This is a genomic window from Pseudomonas extremorientalis, from assembly GCF_024584605.1.
In the GTDB taxonomy this organism is placed as follows: domain Bacteria; phylum Pseudomonadota; class Gammaproteobacteria; order Pseudomonadales; family Pseudomonadaceae; genus Aquipseudomonas; species Aquipseudomonas extremorientalis.
Genome location: NZ_CP089519.1, coordinates 3,703,616 through 3,718,199, shown reverse-complemented (window position 1 = coordinate 3,718,199; position 14,584 = coordinate 3,703,616). Strand labels below are relative to the sequence as shown.

At 62.2% G+C, this 14,584-nt stretch carries 17 protein-coding genes; 7 read left to right on the top strand and 10 right to left on the bottom strand.

Going from position 1 to position 14,584, the window contains the following annotated elements:
• The first annotated feature begins 2 nt into the window (after window positions 1-2).
• Entirely contained in the window at window positions 3-836 is an 834-nt protein-coding gene (locus LUU92_RS16460; protein WP_257102318.1) for an amidohydrolase family protein, read from the top strand.
• On the opposite strand, the gene LUU92_RS16455 is transcribed toward LUU92_RS16460, so the two are convergent.
• On the bottom strand, window positions 813-1,076 hold the full coding sequence (locus tag LUU92_RS16455; RefSeq protein WP_071491739.1) for a hypothetical protein: 264 nt from the start codon (window positions 1,074-1,076) through the stop codon (window positions 813-815). The genes LUU92_RS16460 and LUU92_RS16455 overlap by 24 nt on opposite strands.
• A gap of 131 nt (window positions 1,077-1,207) precedes the next feature.
• On the opposite strand from LUU92_RS16455, the gene LUU92_RS16450 reads away from it, so the two are divergent.
• Window positions 1,208-1,852, top strand: coding sequence for an ATPase (locus LUU92_RS16450; protein ID WP_092245301.1), 645 nt, complete (start codon window positions 1,208-1,210; stop codon window positions 1,850-1,852).
• 34 nt (window positions 1,853-1,886) lie between these two features.
• Window positions 1,887-2,228, top strand: coding sequence for a hypothetical protein (locus LUU92_RS16445; protein WP_071491737.1), 342 nt, complete (start codon window positions 1,887-1,889; stop codon window positions 2,226-2,228).
• Window positions 2,229-2,297: 69 nt separating this feature from the next.
• On the opposite strand, the gene LUU92_RS16440 is transcribed toward LUU92_RS16445, so the two are convergent.
• On the bottom strand, window positions 2,298-3,044 hold the full coding sequence (locus tag LUU92_RS16440) for a creatininase family protein (RefSeq protein WP_222541603.1): 747 nt from the start codon (window positions 3,042-3,044) through the stop codon (window positions 2,298-2,300).
• 28 nt (window positions 3,045-3,072) lie between these two features.
• Window positions 3,073-3,786, bottom strand: a complete 714-nt coding sequence (locus LUU92_RS16435) for a murein L,D-transpeptidase catalytic domain family protein (RefSeq protein ID WP_071491735.1) — start codon at window positions 3,784-3,786, stop codon at window positions 3,073-3,075.
• Between the two features lie 40 nt (window positions 3,787-3,826).
• On the opposite strand from LUU92_RS16435, the gene LUU92_RS16430 reads away from it, so the two are divergent.
• A complete protein-coding gene (locus LUU92_RS16430; RefSeq protein WP_222541604.1) occupies window positions 3,827-5,422 on the top strand; it encodes a L,D-transpeptidase family protein in 1,596 nt (531 codons plus the stop codon).
• A 117-nt stretch (window positions 5,423-5,539) separates the two neighbouring features.
• Here LUU92_RS16430 and LUU92_RS16425 read toward each other — a convergent pair whose 3' ends face one another.
• Entirely contained in the window at window positions 5,540-6,082 is a 543-nt protein-coding gene (locus LUU92_RS16425) for a P-loop nucleotide/nucleoside kinase family protein (RefSeq protein ID WP_257102317.1), read from the bottom strand.
• Window positions 6,083-6,155: 73 nt separating this feature from the next.
• On the opposite strand from LUU92_RS16425, the gene dapF reads away from it, so the two are divergent.
• Window positions 6,156-6,959, top strand: coding sequence for a diaminopimelate epimerase (dapF, locus tag LUU92_RS16420; protein ID WP_257102316.1), 804 nt, complete (start codon window positions 6,156-6,158; stop codon window positions 6,957-6,959).
• On the opposite strand, the gene LUU92_RS16415 is transcribed toward dapF, so the two are convergent.
• Window positions 6,947-8,089: a PAS domain-containing sensor histidine kinase gene (locus LUU92_RS16415; RefSeq protein ID WP_257103862.1), complete on the bottom strand. Its 1,143-nt coding sequence runs from the start codon at window positions 8,087-8,089 to the stop codon at window positions 6,947-6,949. The two genes, dapF and LUU92_RS16415, sit on opposite strands and share 13 nt — an antisense overlap.
• Entirely contained in the window at window positions 8,079-8,894 is an 816-nt protein-coding gene (locus LUU92_RS16410; protein WP_257102315.1) for an alpha/beta fold hydrolase, read from the bottom strand. Before LUU92_RS16410 ends, LUU92_RS16415 begins: the two co-directional genes overlap by 11 nt.
• Window positions 8,895-9,022: 128 nt before the next feature.
• Between LUU92_RS16410 and LUU92_RS16405 the strand changes: the two genes are divergently transcribed.
• Window positions 9,023-10,228, top strand: coding sequence for a TPM domain-containing protein (locus tag LUU92_RS16405; RefSeq protein WP_257102314.1), 1,206 nt, complete (start codon window positions 9,023-9,025; stop codon window positions 10,226-10,228).
• A gap of 4 nt (window positions 10,229-10,232) precedes the next feature.
• Here LUU92_RS16405 and LUU92_RS16400 read toward each other — a convergent pair whose 3' ends face one another.
• The 4 genes from LUU92_RS16400 to LUU92_RS16385 all read right to left on the bottom strand — a co-directional run bounded on the left by LUU92_RS16400 (window position 10,233) and on the right by LUU92_RS16385 (window position 13,403).
• A complete protein-coding gene (locus LUU92_RS16400; RefSeq protein ID WP_222541610.1) occupies window positions 10,233-10,658 on the bottom strand; it encodes a GNAT family N-acetyltransferase in 426 nt (141 codons plus the stop codon).
• An 18-nt stretch (window positions 10,659-10,676) separates the two neighbouring features.
• Complete coding sequence (locus tag LUU92_RS16395) at window positions 10,677-10,937, bottom strand: hypothetical protein (RefSeq protein WP_071491728.1); 261 nt, start codon at window positions 10,935-10,937, stop codon at window positions 10,677-10,679.
• 320 nt (window positions 10,938-11,257) lie between these two features.
• Entirely contained in the window at window positions 11,258-11,749 is a 492-nt protein-coding gene (locus LUU92_RS16390; protein ID WP_257102313.1) for a GNAT family N-acetyltransferase, read from the bottom strand.
• A gap of 238 nt (window positions 11,750-11,987) precedes the next feature.
• Complete coding sequence (locus tag LUU92_RS16385; RefSeq protein WP_071491726.1) at window positions 11,988-13,403, bottom strand: purine-cytosine permease family protein; 1,416 nt, start codon at window positions 13,401-13,403, stop codon at window positions 11,988-11,990.
• 218 nt (window positions 13,404-13,621) lie between these two features.
• Between LUU92_RS16385 and LUU92_RS16380 the strand changes: the two genes are divergently transcribed.
• Entirely contained in the window at window positions 13,622-14,533 is a 912-nt protein-coding gene (locus LUU92_RS16380) for a LysR family transcriptional regulator (RefSeq protein WP_071491725.1), read from the top strand.
• Window positions 14,534-14,584: the final 51 nt, after the last annotated feature.

The window sequence follows — 14,584 nt, the reverse complement described above, 5'->3', positions numbered from 1 at the left end:
CCATGCTTGATAACCGTTCCATCACCGGCATCGACGCCCACGCTCATGTATTCAGCCAGGCGCTGACCCTGGCCGGTGAGCGTCGCTACACCCCAGGCTACGACGCCACGCTGGCGGACTACCTCGGCCACTTGCACGCCAATGGCCTGAGCCACGGTGTGCTGGTACAGCCCAGTTTCCTGGGCACCGACAACGGCTATCTGTTGGCCGCTTTGCAGCAAGCCCCGGATCAGTTGCGCGGCGTGGTAGTGCTGGAGCGGGATATCCCGCACGACGCTTTACAGGCGATGGCCCGCGCAGGCGTGGTTGGCGTGCGCTTGAACCTGGTGGGCCGGGCGCTGCCAGACTTTGCCGAGCCCGGCTGGAAGGTTTTTTTCGAGCACCTCGTCGCCCTGGGCTGGCACGTGGAATTGCACCGCGAGGTAGCCGACCTGCCGCAATTGGTGCGCCAGTTGCTGCCGTTCGGGATCAAGTTGGTGGTCGACCATTTTGGCCGGCCGGATGCACGACTCGGCGTCGCCCAGCGCGATTTTGCCGAGTTGCTGGACTTGGGCCTCAGCGGTCAGTTGTGGTTGAAAGTCTCGGGGATCTATCGCCTGGGTGGCAGCCCGGCGCAGAACCTTGAGTTCGCCCGCCAGGCCATGCCGTTGCTGCAGCAGAGTTTCGGTCTGCACCGCTTGGTGTGGGGCAGTGACTGGCCACACACCCAGCATGAAACGTCAGTCGACTACCCCGCAGTGATCGAGCAACGCCAGGCCCTGGGCTGGTCGACACCGGTGGCGCAGGCCTTGCTGATCGATACGCCTCGCGCGTTATTCGGCTTCCACCACCCGTAGCCAATCCTCTTTCACACGGCGGTCCAGCTCCTCCCAGTCGGCCATGCCCAGTACCCGCGTGGTGTTCAGGCCGCGCAGGTAGCCCCGCAGTTGCTGGGCACTGGCGCTGATCCGATCTGCGTCCGCCGCCTCGTCCTGCAGCACGTGTTCATAGTCGACCAGGTAATCGGCGACCCGCTCGCGGAACTCCGGTAGTACGGCTTCGCGGATGCGGTCGAAGGTTTTCTGGTAGGGCTTCATGGCGTGGTCCTTATAGGTTTTATGTCAGCACTATCGGTTCAGATAATAGTCATCATCAAGCATCGCAAGTTCTGTTTTTGCAGGAAAAGCGGAAAATCGCCCCATCGAGACGCTGTTCAAGGAAATGCGCGATGAGGACGTTTATTCAGGTGGCTTTGATGGCTCTGATGCTTGGCACGGTGGTCATCAACAACGCGGCAATCGCCGATGATCTGCATACCAGCCATTTGCTACCTATCATCGGTAGCGTAGACTCCCTGCAGCACGCGCAGTCAGTGGGTGTGTTGTTGAGCGACAACACCCGCGACAACCTCAGCTACCTCGAACGCTACCACGATATGGCCTTGAATGGCGCCAAGGATGCCCTCGACGGACGTATCCGCCAGGCGTTCGTCAACAGTTCCGACCCGGAACTGGCCATCGATTGGTTGATGAGCTCGCTGCAAGGCACCTTTTTGTCGGTAACGGTCTACGACAACCTGGACGCCCTGGTGCAGGCGCACCCCGATGTGGTGGTGATGCTCGATACCCATAACCAACTGCTGACCCAGCGTAACGATGTGGTGGAGGCGCGTTTTATCGCGCGGTTCTACGACGCGAACCTGCAGTACATCGCCAAGGCCGAAGGCTCGGTGCACAAGCAGGTGCCATCGGTGTGGGTACATGACAAGGCCGCGCCGGAGATTGCCGCGCAGATCGAGCAGCAGCGTGATGTGCAACTCGATGCCTTGAAGCAGTTCGATGCGTCGCTCAAAGCGTTGGTCCGTGCCGGTTGATGTGAACCTTTATTTTTATAGTCAGGAATTTTTCATGCGCGCTTTTTTCGCCCCGGCCTTGGCCATTGCTTCCCTGTTGTTGGCTGGTTGTGTAACCGCCCCCAACGCCCCGAGCCTGACCCTGCAAACCGGCAAGAGCCCGGAAGCCTATGTGCAGTGCGTGCTGCCCAAGCTGGAAAAACACGGGATCACCTCGACCGTCACCCAGAACTCGCGCCATGCCAAAGTAGTGCTGACCAGCAAGATAGCCGCCGATGATGTGCTGGAAGCCTACAAGGCCGGAGAGGGCGCCAAGGTGTTCTTGTATGAGCGCAAGCCGTTGGCGTCGACGATTACACCGTCGCGGCTGGAGCTGGCGGCAAAGGACTGCCAATAATCCCAGGCATGCATAAAACCAAATGTGGGAGGGGGCAAGACCCCTCCCACATGTAGATCTATGTATGGCTCAGGGCTTGGCTTCGTTGCTGAAGCTGTTCACTGTCTTGACCAACCCCTGCGCGGCCAGCGCCACCAATTCCCCACCTTTTTCCACCGTCGCCAGCGCCGGGTCCGAGCCCATGCGCCCATCCGGGAAGCGCGCGCGGAAGTCCAGGGCTTCGCGGATCGGCCCGGTGTTGGCGATTTGCGGCGAGTAGTCGGCGGTCTTGATCGTGTCCGGGTAGGCCCATTGGGTCACCGCAATCTCCGACGGCGTGGCATGGCTGCCGTGGCCCACCGGGAACTGGCGCTGGGCCAGGTCGGTCACGCCTTCCAGGTCCCACCAGTTCACCAGCTTCAACGCAAACCCGGCGGGGCGACGGGCGAAGCTCGCTTCGGCGTACAGCTCGGAAAACGCCGCTTCAATCGTGGCGATATTGCCGCCATGGCCGTTCAGAAACAGAATTTTCTCGAAACCATGCCCGGCCAGCGAACGCACCCAGTCGCCAATCGCGGCGATAAAGGTGGAAGGGCGCAGGGAAATGGTGCCGGGAAACCCCAGGTGATGCTGGGCCATGCCGATATTGAAGGTCGGGCCGATCAGGATGTCGGCGCTCTTTTGCGCCTCATGGGCGATGATTTCCGGGCACATCCAGTCGGTGCCGAGCAGGCCGGTGGGGCCGTGCTGCTCGTTGGAGCCGATGGGAATCACCACCGTGCGGCTGCGTTCCAGAAACTGCCCGATCTCGATCCAGGTGGACTTATGTAGAAGCATGCGGCGCTCTCTTATCTATGGGGACAGGCTATCCGCCACGGATTGTACGACTACTCGCCACCTGTTGGGGTTTGCAATTGAGGTAGGTCGAAGACTTCAACCAACGCTGGTCGGGATACCACGAAAACATGAACTGCCCATCCTTGAGCTTGTCCACTACCTGGCGGGCTACCTGCGGGCGCACGGCCGGGCAACCCTGGCTGCGACCGATACGACCTTCACGCTTGCTCCACAGGGGGCTTACGTAGTCGGCGGCGTGGATCACAATGGCGCGGTCGCGGGCCTGATCGTTGAAACCCGGCTCCAGGCCGTCCATGCGCAACGAGTAACCGTGGGTGCCCAGGTAGCTTTCCTGGGTGCGGAACAGACCCAGGCTGGACTGGTGGCTGCCTTCCAGGTTGGAAAACTGGGTGGCGAAGTTTTCCCCGGACTTGGCGCCGTGGGCCACCAGGTCGCGCAGTACCAGGGTCTTCTTGCGCAAATCGAAGATCCACAGCCGACGGGCGGTGGAAGGCTGGGAGTAGTCAATGACCGCCAGGCGTTCGGAACGCTCTTCGCCGTTATTGACTGCGCACTGCACCGCGTTCAGGGCGCTTTTGAGGACAGTGGGATTGAGTTCTGGAGCCGAGCGCGCCAGGCTGCTATACAAGTTAGGAGAGGTCTGATTGGCGGCGAGCGCAAAATTGCTCAGCGTAGCCAACGTCACGGTCATCAAGCCGAGGCGGCGCATAAAAGTCAGCATCTACAAAGTATCCCCCCGCTGTGGATTGGAGCCAGGTCAATTGTTCAAAAAACACGCATGTTACTTGAGCATTTGCCTGCTCGTTGCACCATTGGTCGCGACAGCCGATGCGCTGCCGGTCGAGCCGTTGCCGGTGACCACGCCCGCACCGGTCGACCTGGCACCCGTGCAGCAGGCCTTGGCGCAACTGCCGAGCGTCTGCCCCAGCCTGGTGCCGCAGATTGACGCGGCTGCCCAACTGCGTCTGCAAGCGTTCTACCAGCAGCAGGGTAATGGGCCACTGTGGTCCGCCGACGAGCGCCGGCAAGCCCTGCAATCTCAGTTGCTGATGCTTGCCGATGACGGCCTGGACCCCACCCACTATAGCCTGCCTGCGCCAGATGCCACGGCCAACGTGCTGTGCAGCGACATCGCCAGCAGCCAGCACTACCTGCAAGCCCTGCAGGATCTGCACTATGGGCGCCTGCAGCAATCGCGCTTCGAGCCGCTGTGGCATTCCCAGCCGCCGACCCGCGACCCCAATATTGAAGTGCTGGCGTTTGCCGCCACCGGCCTGCAAGACATGGCCCAGGCGTTCGATCAGGCTCGCCCCAGCGCGGACCTCTACCGTAGCCTGCGCAATGCCTATGCCACTGTGCGCCAGCAACCATTGCCGCATTGGGACCCGGTCGCCAACGGCCCGCTGTTGCGCCCCGGGATGGACGACCCGCGCGTACCGGAACTGGCGCGGCGCCTGATCGGCGGGGGTTACCTGGCCAAGGCCCCCGGCGGCAGGCAGTACGGTGACGAGTTGGTCAAGGCGGTCAAGGCCTTCCAGCTGAGTCATTCGTTGCAGGCCGACGGCGTGATCGGCGCCGGTACGGTGGCCGAGCTCAATATCAGCCCGGCGATCCGTCGCGAGCAACTGCGCATCAACCTCGAACGCTTCCGCTGGCTGGCCCAGGACCTGGAGCCCGAGGGCGTGCTGGTCAACGTCGCGGCGGCGCAATTGAGCGTGTACCAGAGCGGCATCCCGGTGTGGCAGACCCGCCTGCAAGTGGGCCGCGCCGAGCGCCAGACGCCATTGCTCAAATCGCGTATTACCCGGCTGACCCTCAACCCCACCTGGACCATCCCGCCCACCATCATGCGCGAGGACAAACTCCCGGCCATCCGCCTCAACCCTGAATACCTGCGCCAACAGAACCTGCAAGTGCTCGATGCCGAAGGCCACCCGCTGGCGCCGGAACAGATCGACTGGGCGCGCCCAGGCAACATCCTGCTGCGCCAGGAAGCTGGCCCGCGCAACCCGCTGGGCAAGATCGTGATGCGCTTTCCCAACCCGTACTCGGTGTACCTGCACGACACGCCGAGCCAGCCGCTGTTCACCAAAGGGCCACGGGCGTTCAGTTCGGGGTGTGTGCGGGTCGAGCAACCGCTGCTCCTGCGCGATCTGCTGGTGAGCCCGGCCGAACGCGCGCGCACCGATGAACTGCTGGCCACCGGCGTGACCCACGAATTCAGGCTGGCCACGCCGGTGCCGGTGTTGTTGAGTTACTGGACGGTTGAGGTCAACCGTGAGGGCGGGTTGGTGTACGCGCCGGATATCTACGGCCGGGACCTGGTGTTGATGAAGGCGATGGGCAGCGTGTTGTAGGCGGCTCAACCTCGTGGCGAGCGGGCCTGTTGTGGCGAGCGGGCTTGCCCCGCGTTGGGCTGCGCAGCAGCCCCGGTAAGCCCCTGCATTTCCCCTGTCAGAACGCATTGCCTGGTTTCAGGGCCGCTTCGCGCCCCAACGCGGGGCAAGCCCGCTCGCCACAGAGGTGAGGTTCGCCATCGTTGTTGTCACGGCTTGCTCCGGTGTCATGCAGGCGGTATCGAGCGTCAAGGGCACTTCATCCCAAACCTCATACTCATGCGCCAACACAGACGCCCAGGAGGGCGGAACCAGGCCGGGAATATCCCCCGTGCGGGTTTCCACCCGTCGTTGATGTTCCTGCTGGTCTGAGCAGATCACCCGAACATTCAGTAATGCCGCCTTTGCTGCTACAGCGACGGCCTTCCACGCTTGCCGGCTTTCCCTGACCGGATTTACGCAGTCCGCCACCACGGTATGGCCCAGTTGCAGACTGCTCAGCGCCAGTGCATTCGCCACGCCATAACCGCTGGCACCCACGTCCCCCGCCAGCACACCGGCCTCGCGTATAGCCTGTTCAATCACGTCGATACGCAGGTAAACCGCCGCGGTCTGGCGTGCGAGTTCGCGGGCAATCGTGGTTTTGCCGGTGCCGGGCAGGCCGCTGAAGACAGTTAGCATAGGTGGGTCTCATAAGAGTGGGCCGGTTCAGAGTATCCTTCAGTTCCCCCACAGGTCGACCACAGGACAACCGATGCTTTTGCCGTTCGTGAAAATGCACGCCCATGGCGATGACTTCATCATCATCGACCGCCGTGGCTTGCACGATCCCATCACCGCGCAGATCGCCCGCCGCCTGGGCGACCGTCACACCGGTATCGGTTTCAACCAGCTTGCCGTGGTACTCGACTGCGATGATGCCGCCGCGCGCATCAAGTTCTGGAACCCCAACGGTACGCCGCTGGCCACCTGCGGCAGCGCGACCCGTGGCGTGGCTGATCGCTTGATGCATGAGGCCGCTACGGATTCGGTGCTGTTGCGTACCGACCGGGGCCTGCTGACCTGCGTGCGTGCCACCGGGCGGCAAGTCTCGGTGAACATGGGCGAGCCGTCGCTGGACTGGCATGCAGTGCCGTTGGCCGAGGCCATGGATACGCTTGTTCTGCCTATCGAGGGCGACCCGGCCGCGTGCAGCATGGGCAACCCGCACTGTACGTTTTTCGTGGATGACCTCACCACAATCGACGTCGCCGCCGTGGGCCCTGCGCTGGAAAAACATCGGTTGTTCCCGGACAAGACCAATGTGCATTTCGTGCAGGTGCTGGACCGTGGCCGTATCCGCCTGCGCATCTGGGAGCGTGGCGGCGGCGTGCCGCTGGGCTCCGGCTCGTGCTGCTGCGGCGCGGTGGTCAATGGGATCCGGCGAGGGTTGCTGGATGCCACGGTGCAGGTGGAGTGCGACGGCGGCATCGTGACCGTGCACTGGGCGGGTGAGGGCGGTGTGGTGCTGACCGGCAGTGTCGAGCCGGTGATGCAAGGCAGCGCCTACGTGTTCTGAAACGTCACGGTGAAGGTGGTGCCGCCGGTGGCGCAGGAGCTCACCGCCACATCCCCGCCGTGCACCTTGGCCAACTCGCGCACGATATACAGGCCCAGGCCCACGCTTCGCACATCACTGCCCTGGTCGGTACCTCGGGTCATGGGTTCGAACAGCCCGGCCAGCAACGCTTCGGGAATGGCCGCGCCGTGGTTGTGTACCGCCACTTCGCAGCCGCCAACGCCCAGGCGTGAGGTAATCCGGATCGGTCGTTGCAGGTCGCCATAGGCCACGCTGTTGGCCACCAGGTTGCCGATGATCTGCTGCACGCGGTCGGCATCCAGGCAGGCGTCGCCATGGCCTTCTGCGTGATGTTCCAACGTCGCCTTGGGAAACGCCACGCGCAGTTCGTCCACGGTGCGATGAATCACGCCATGCAAGTCCAACGGCAGGGCCTTGATGGAGATGCCCTGGCCGACCCGGGCCTGGGTGAAGTCAAGCAGGTCGGCGATCATGCGTTGGGCGCGTTCGGACGACTGGCCGATGTGCCCCAGCAACTGGCGCTCCTTGGCCGTGCGTTCGCTGCGGCTGAGAAAGCCGGAGGCCATGCGGATGGCGGTGAGCGGGTTTTTCAGGTCGTGGCTGACAATCGCCACCATCTGCTCGGCGAACAGTGCGCGGCGCTGGGCGATGGCATAGGCCTCGCGCAGTTCGGCCTGGGCTTGCTGCAAGGCCAGTTCGGTGGCAGTTTTTTCCTGCAGCAGGGCTTCGGCCAGGTTGCGTGCGTTGAGCAGCTCGCGTTCGTACTTGTCGCGGTCGGTGGTGCCGAACAGGGCCAGGTCGTACACCGTAGCGTCGGCCTGCTCGCGCTTGTTGCCGTTGAGCAGCACGGTGATCTTGTGGCCGTCACGGTGCAGCATGTCCAGCTTCACTTCGGTGACGCTGCCATGCATGCGCAACATGGGCGCCAGGTGGGTCTGGTGGAAAATCCGGCCGCCCATGGTCAGCAGGTTCTGGAAGCGCTTGCCGCACAGCTCGGCGGCACTGAACCCCAGCCATTCGCTGAAGCGTGCGTTGGTTTGCACCAGGGTGCCATCTTCCGAGGTGACGGCCAGTGCGCAAGCGGCGCTATCGAATAGATCAGCTGGCACGTGCAGCTGCCCACGGCGCAAGGAAGCTGTCCATGGCCGCCGCGCAAGCCTGGGGCGCGCTCATGTGCGGGCAGTGGCCGACGTTGTCCACCAGGTGATAGGTGCTGTTGGGCAACACGCTGTGCAGGTATTCGCCGACAGCCACCGGGGCGATCAGGTCGTCGGTCGATTGCAGGATCAGCACCGGGGTGGCCAGGCCGATCACATCCTGGCGGTTGTCCGACATGAACGTCACCCGTGCGAATTGCTTGGCGATATCCGGCTCGGTGCGGCAGAAACTCTTGGTCAACTCTTCGCCCAGCGCGGGCTGATCAGGCGCACCCATGATCACCGGGGCCATGGCGCTGGACCAGCCGAGGTAGTTGCTGTCGAGGGTGTCGAGCAGGTCTTCGATATCGCTACGCTTGAAACCGCCGATATAGCCGTCTTCATCGATATAGCGCGGCGACGGGCCGATCATCACGTGGGCGGCGATCCGTCCCGGTGCCTGGCGGTCGGCGAGGGTGCCGATCATCGCGCTGACCGAGTGACCCACCAGAATCACCGGGCCTGCGGCATGGGCGTCGATGATCTGATTGAGGTCCCGGGCATAGCCGTCCAGCGTGCTGTATTTGTCTTTGTCGTACGCGCTCAGGTCCGACAGGCCTGCGCCGATGAGGTCGTACAGAACTACACGAAAACGCTCGAGGAAATGCGGTGCCAGGTAGTTCCACATGGCCTGGTTGCAGCCAAAACCATGGGAGAACACCAGGGTCGACGCGCCGGTGCCCATTATATTGACGTTGTTGCGCTGACGTAGATCCATCGGCTTCTCGGTTATGGCGTATTGCTATGTATGTGCGCAGTTTAGATAGTCAACGCCGTGGGGTCACGCGTTATAGCGTTGATAAGGTAAAGTCGGCGCCTTCAGGAAGAAACTTCAGGTAACAAAGCATGATGGCGATTTTTCGGCAATCGATCCTGGGCCTGGTGGGGCTGGTGCTCATCGGCCTGTTGAGCACCGCCCATGCAGAGGATTCGCCGATCGGCGTGGCCCTCGACCAACGGGTGATCGACCTCACCAACACCCTGGATGCCGCCACCGCCACCGGTCTGAAAAACCAGCTCGCCGACCTTGAACAGCGCAAAGGCGCGCAAATTGCGGTGCTGCTGGTGCCCACCACTGGCGGCGCGAGTATCGAGGACTACGCCAACCAGCTGTTCCGTGCCTGGAAGCTGGGGCGCAAGGACATCAACGACGGCATCCTGCTGGTGGTGGCCAAGGACGATCGCAAGGTGCGTATCGAAGTGGGCTACGGCCTGGAGGGCACGGTGACCGACCTGCTGGCCCATCGCATCATCGAAGAACACATCACGCCGGCGTTTCGCCAGGGCGATTTCGCGGGCGGTGTCTCCCAGGGCGTGAACGATCTGGTGGTTCTGGTCGACGGCGGGGACTTGCCTGCGATTGCGGCGCCGGGGCTCAATCCGCAGTTCATTGCGATACTGCTGGCGTTTGCCATCGGAGCCATTGGCGGTGTGCTCATCGCCGCCGGCAAGCTGCATTGGCGCCGCGCGTTGATTGCCACCGCGGTAGTGACTGCGCTTCTGGCGATCTATGGCGGCGGGCGCGATTGGCCGATGTACCTGTTTGTAGTGCCGCTGACGTTGCTGATCGGCGGCGCCACATTCGGCGCACTGTGGTTGGCGCGTGGGGTGTTTTACAGCGTGTTGGGACTGCTGGCGTACATCGTCGCGGTGCTGGTGGCGAACCACTTCGTCGAGGTCAACTTCGTCCATTGGCTGGTGTGGCCGTTTGGCAGCGCCATGGTGCTGGGATTGTACGTGGGGCTGTTTTTCGTCATCCGTGAATCCTGGAAAAAACGCCCACGCTTTTTCATCCTGCGTGTGTTGGTGGTGCTGGCGGTCTATGTGGCCGTGGGGATGTTGCTGGGGCAGGGTTACCAGGGCTGGATAGTGGCGATACCGGCTGCGACCATCGTGGCGTTTATTGTGTTTATCCAGAGTATTTCCGAGGGCGGCTCGGGGTCGGGCGGTGGTTCCGGTTCCAGCTCCGGCAGCTCCCGGTCCAGTTCCAGCAGCAGTTCATCCGGCGGCGGTGGTTCCAGTGGCGGCGGCGGGGCGTCAGGGAGCTGGTAAAACATCACAGCGATTTAGACAGGAACACCCGGCTGCTGCCGTCCGGTTCGCATGGAATCTCGCCAAAGCGCACCCAGCCATGCTTCTCGTAAAACGCCGGCGCCTGGAAACTCAGGGTGTACAGCACCGCATTGCGACAGCCACGGCGCCGGGCCTCTTCTTCAAAGGCATGCAGCAACTGACTACCCAGGCCTGAGCCGCGCAACGTGTCGGGCAGGTGGAACAGATCGAGAAACGCCGTGCCCAGCGTGGTTTTGCCGGTGATACCGCCAAGGATTTTCCGGGTGTCGGGATCCTTGATCAGCACCGCCAGCAAGCGCCGGTCGTTATAGCCCGTGATGGCCTCATTGAACGCCGCCAAGCCGGCGCCGAGGATACGCTCCGCGTCGGGGTTGGGCTGGTCGCTGACTTCAATGTAGTGGGCTGTCATCACGGGTTCTCGTCTGGCTTATGCGCGCTGCCATCCTCCCATGTTATCGGCCTTGATCTCAAAATCCATTGGTTCGCGGTACGGATTGCCCAGCGGCGTATGTTGCCCTTTGCCCGCCGCCTGGGTGGGTTGCCAGCTTTGCGTATTGGGGTCGAACACTTCGGCATCATCCCCGGCGGTGTCATCCAAGGGGTTGTGGCGTGCCTGGTCGTTGTCGATGTGTGTTGCAAGCGCTTGATAGGCAGCGGTGTAAGGGTTGAAGCCGTTGATTGAAGACATGGCAATACCTCTCTGATAGTGAAAAAAACCAACCCGTCAGCACCTGTCTGGCGGGTTGCATCAGAGGCTACAGAGCGTGCAAAGGCTGTTCAATCAGGCGGTTTTCGGCGGATGTAACGAGGTGAAACCGCTACCGGGTGCACTCATGCAATGGCTTGCGTGGCTGTACGACATGTCCGGTTTTTTGTTTGCCGATGCAGGTGGAGTATCAGAGTGGGTGCATCTAGATCAGGTATTTGCATGCTGAAATACATTGGCGTCTTTTACTGCCCGTGACTGGCTTACGTCCGGACACACAAGTGCTGCATTAACCCTGGGGTCTAGAACACCATCACCATTTCATGCCACGCCATGCCACCGTGATCCGATGGCGACGGCTGCACATACTGGTAGCCCATGCGCTCATACAGCGGCACGTGTTGCTCCTTGCACATCAGATGAATCGTCTGCTTGCCCATGCCGCGCATGCGCTGCACAAACTCGGTCATCAGTATTTTCGAATAGCCCTTGCCCTGGTGCACCGGGTCGACCACCACCGACATGATCACCACATTCGGCGCGTCGGCCGAATGGCCGACCAACTCCTTGAACGCCTCGTCCGACATCACCACGTGGTGGGCGCAGCCGCAGTTGATGAAACCCACCACTTCGCCAGCCGCTTCCAGGATCAGAAAGCCTTGCGGGTATTGCGCAATACGCGTGCCGATCTTTTCCAGGGTGGCGGCTTCGTCGCCTTCGTACGCGCCGATCTCGATTTCAAAGCAACGGGTGGCGTCGGCGGGGAGGGCGTTGCGCAAAGTGAGGGCGGGCATGGGCGTTTCCTGAGGCATTGAGCGAGAGGCCACATGATAGACAAACATCGACCCGAGCGACACAGATCCCCTGTGGCGAGCGGGCTTGCCCCGCGTTGGGCTGCGAAGCAGCCCCAAATTCAGCACAGGAGACCTGCCTGGCACACCGCATTCAACCTTACTGGGGCCGCTGCGCAGCCCAACACGGGGCAAGCCCGCTCGCCACAATGACCTCATCACTCAACTCACAGCGGGTACATCAAACCCCACCCACCAACTTCCCTCCGTCCATCCGGCGCTTATACGCGCTGTCCCGACTCGCCAGCCAGAAGTACAACGGCGACGTCACCACCAAGCCCACCACCCAGGACAGGTCCGCCCCGTTGATGTGCGCCGAAATCGGCCCCACATACAGCGGTGTGTTCATGAACGGAATCTGCACCACGATCCCCACCGCATAGGCCAGCAATGCCTGTGGGTTGTATCGCCCATAGATCCCGCCATCCACGCGGAAGATCGAGGCAATGTCGTACTGGCCTTTGTGGATCGCGTAGAAGTCGATCAGGTTGATCGCTGTCCACGGCACCAACACCACCAGCAGCACCAGCACCATGTCGACGAAATGGCCGATGAAATCCTTGGAGGCAAACACCGCCGCAATCGCACAGGCCGCCAACACCAGGATCGAGATCACCGCACGGCTTTTGGCGGTGGGAATCCAGCGGTACGCAAAGGTCTGCACCAGGGTGATGATCGACAGCACCGCACCATACAAGTTGAGCGCGTTGTGGCTGATCACGCTGAGCAGAAACAGCACCAGCATCAATGGACCGATGGCGCCGGTGGCGAGTTTGACGGCGTCCATGGTGTCCATGCCGACCGGGGTGGCGAGTACGGCGACGGCGCCGAAGATGAACGACAGGCTGGAGCCCAGGGCCGAGCCGAGGTAGGTGGTCCAGAAGGTGGAGGCGACTGGCACGTCGGCCGGCAGGTAGCGCGAGTAGTCGGAGACGTAGGGCGCGAATGCGATTTGCCACAGCGCCGCCAGGGACACCGTTGCCAGCCAACCGGAGATGTTGAATTCACCGCGGGTCAGGAAGTCGGTGGTCTGTACATGGGTGAAGATGTAGCCGAACCCCAGCACAATCCCGGCGCCGAGCACCCAGGTGCCGATGCGGTTGAGCACGTGGATGAAGCGATAACCGATGATGCCGATGATGCCGGAGCCGATGGCGCCGATCACGATGCCCACCGGCACGGGCACGGCGTCGACCACGCCGTGCAGGGACTTGCCAGCCAGTACGATGTTGGAGGCGAAAAAGCCGATGTACATGACGCCGGCAATCACCACCACCAGCAGGGCACCGAGTGAGCCGAACTGGGCACGGCTCTGGATCATTTGCGGGATGCCCATCTGCGGGCCCTGGGCCGAGTGCAACGCCATCAACACCCCGCCGACCAGGTGGCCGACGAGGATCGCGACGATGCCCCAGAGCAGGTTGAGGTGGAACAGTTGCACCCCCAGCGCCCCCGTGACGATCGGCAACGGCGCGATGTTGCCGCCGAACCACAGGGTGAACAGGTCTCTGACCTTCCCATGGCGGTCTTCCGGGGGCACGTATCCAATCGTGTGTTTTTCGATAAGCGGGGCGGAGGATGTTGCAGTGGTAACCATGACGAGCTCCAAGGCAAGGTGAGTACGTTGACGTACTTCGCTGTGCGCCACCTGCGCGGCGCTTTGTTGTTGGCGTGATCATCTGCAATGGGCGCGGGGAGGTAAATTAGTAAGTTTGTTGCTATAGACCTTAAAAAATATAGCTCGCGTCTTGTCGCGCTCCGGTATGTTGCCTACACCTGATTGACGGGCGAAGCCCCACGTTTCTGGAGGTCCCGATGGCTGCCTATAACCTGCGCCAGCTCAGATATTTCGTCACCACGGCCGAGTGCGGCAGCGTCGCCGAGGCGTCGCGCAAGCTGTATATCGCGCAGCCGTCGGTGTCCACGGCGATCAAGCAGCTGGAAGACAGCTTTGGCGTGCAATTGTTTATCCGTCATCACGCCCAGGGCGTGTCGCTGACGCCCAGCGGCGCACGCTTCTATCGCAAGGCGCTGGAGCTGTTGCGGGTGGCCCACGAGTTCGAGCAGAACGCCCTGGCGGACAATGACGTGGTGGCGGGGCAGATCGATATCGGCTGCTTTGAAACCGTGGCGCCGCTGTACCTGCCGCGTCTGATCGCCGGTTTCAAGGCGCGCTGGCCGGGGGTGGAAATCCGTATCCGCGATGGCGAACAACAGGAGCTGGTGCAGGCGCTGACGGCGGGCAGTATCGACGTGGCCATGCTGTTCGAGCACGACCTGGGCGCGACTATCGAAACCACCCCGTTGATGCCGCCGCAGCAGCCCTATGCGCTGTTGCCGGCCGATCATCGCTTTGCGCAACAGGCCAGGGTGTCGCTGGCAGACCTGGTGCTGGAACCGATGATCCTGCTGGACGTGCTGCCCAGCCGCACCTACTTCGTGAGCATTTTCGAAGAGCGCGGGCTGACGCCGAATATCGTGTTCAGCTCGCCGTCGATCGAGATGGTGCGGGGCATGGTGGGGCGGGGGTTCGGGTTTTCGATTCTGGTGACCAAGCCGTTCACCGAGTACACCTACGATGGGCAGAAGGTGGTGTGTGTGCCGTTGGCCGAGACCGTCACCGGTTCCGGCCTGTCAGCGGTATGGCTGCGCCGCGCACCGCTGACCAAGCCGGTGCAGCTATTTGTCGACTACTGCCGCGAAGAACTCGCCCGCTTGCTCGGCTGACATGATCGTTCTCACGCAGAACGTGGGAAAGAGGGTTGAATGTTTTACATC